Origin of the sequence: Streptobacillus notomytis, assembly GCF_001902585.1 — a bacterium.
GTDB classification, from domain to species: Bacteria; Fusobacteriota; Fusobacteriia; order Fusobacteriales; family Leptotrichiaceae; genus Streptobacillus; species Streptobacillus notomytis.
The window spans coordinates 1-1,991 of sequence record NZ_LKKV01000141.1 but is presented as its reverse complement, the minus strand read 5'-3'; the positions used below and the strand labels follow the sequence as shown (position 1 = coordinate 1,991).

Below are 1,991 nucleotides of genomic sequence, written 5' to 3'. Positions count from 1 at the left end.
TTAGGAGTAATTTCGATGATCTTATTTGCAATTGTTTGAATAAATTCGTGATCATGCGATGTAAATAGTATAGTTCCATTAAATCTTGTAAGACCTTTATTTAATGATGTAATAGATTCAAGATCTAAATGATCTGTCGGATTATCTAATAATAAAACATTTGCACCTGATAGCATCATTTTTGCTAACATACATCTAACTTTTTCTCCACCTGATAAAACTTTAGCTTCTTTTCTAGCATCATCACCAGAAAATAGCATACGTCCTAAAAAACCTCTAACATATTCTTCATGTTGATCTTTAGAATATTGTCTTAACCAATCAATTAATGAAAGATTAACATTTTCAAAATACTCTGAATTATCTTTAGGGAAATAGCTTTGTGTTGTAGTCATTCCCCATTCAAAACTACCTCTATCAGCTTCAAGTTCACCTGCTAATATCTGAAATAGAGTAGTTTTTGCGATATCATTTCTAGAAATAATAGCAACTTTATCATTAGTATTAATAGTGAAGCTAATATTATCTAATACTAATTCACCATCAACAGTTTTAGATAAATTTTCAACTTTCAACATATTATTTCCAGCTTCTCTTTCAGGTTTAAAGTCTACATACGGATATTTTCTATTTGAAACTTGCATATCTTCTAATTGTAATTTATCTAATTGTTTCTTTCTACTTGTTGCTTGCTTTGATTTAGAAGCATTCGCAGAAAATCTAGCTATAAATTCCTGTAATTCTTTTCTTTTTTGTTCTATTTTCTTGTTCTGATTTCTTAATAATTCCTGCATTAATTGAGAAGATTCATACCAGAAGTTATAGTTACCAACGAATAATTTAATTTTTCCATAATCTATATCAGCAATATGAGTACATACTTTGTTTAAAAAGTGTCTATCATGTGAAACTATTAATACAGTTGTAGTTTCAAGATCCATAATAAAATTTTCAAGCCAATTTACAGCTTTTAAATCAAGTCCGTTTGTAGGCTCATCAAGTAGTAGTATATCTGGATTACCAAATAAGCTTTGAGCAAGTAGTACTTTAACTTTTTCTGGTTCTGTAAGTTCCTTCATAAGCTTATAATGTAAATCAGGTGTAATTCCTAATCCATTTAGAAGTTTTTCAGCATTAGTTTCAGCTTCCCAACCATCTAGATCTGCAAATTCACCTTCAAGTTCAGAAATTTTAATTCCATCTTCATCAGTAAATTCTGTCTTTGAATATATTTCATTTTTTTCTTGCATAATTTTATATAATTTTTCATGTCCCATAATTACAACATCTAGTACTTGACTTTCCTCAAAAGTAAAGTGATCTTGTTTTAAAAATGAGATTCTTTTATTTTTATCTATAATTATTTCACCATTTGTAGAATCAACTTCACCAGTTAAAACTCTTAAAAAAGTTGATTTTCCGGCACCATTAGCTCCAATTATTCCATAACAATTACCCTCAGTAAATTTTATATTTACATCTTCGAATAATTTTTTTCCTCCAAATTGGACTGTTAAGTTACTTGTTGTTATCATATTATATCCTTTCAAATATATTTTTATTATCTAATTATATCAAAAAACATGCTTTTTTTCAAATTTTAATATATTTAAAAAGGTTGCTTTTATTTATTTAATTATAGTATAATGTCAATGTATATATTAGGAAAAAGAGGTGATTAAAATGGAAATACCAATAAAAGATGGTTTTAAATTTTTAAAGGGAGATATAAAGTATCATCCTACGACCAAAGTGCCACTTGAGTATATTATTAAAAGTGATGCAGTATGTTTAACGATATTTGATGAAAACTTAGAAAAAGTGCTTTTAGTTGAACAATATCGTCCTGGGGCTGATAAATCGACTTTTGAAAATGTTGCTGGTATGATAGATCCAGGAGAATCTCCTTATTTTGCGATAAATAGAGAATTAAAAGAAGAAACAGGATATAATCCAAAAGATATAGTAGATATAATTTCGATGAAAAATCC

2 protein-coding genes are annotated in these 1,991 nt (G+C 27.6%); one reads left to right on the top strand and one right to left on the bottom strand.

Features of this window, described 5'->3' with window-relative positions; translation table 11 throughout:
- On the bottom strand, positions 1 to 1,535 hold a 1,535-nt coding region (locus tag BUE91_RS06790; protein WP_073508376.1), incomplete at its 3' end, for an ABC-F family ATP-binding cassette domain-containing protein.
- Positions 1,536 to 1,683: 148 nt separating this feature from the next.
- Between BUE91_RS06790 and BUE91_RS06785 the strand changes: the two genes are divergently transcribed.
- Positions 1,684 to 1,991, top strand: a 308-nt coding sequence (locus BUE91_RS06785; RefSeq protein WP_143605915.1) for an NUDIX hydrolase, incomplete at its 3' end; no start/stop codon positions are given.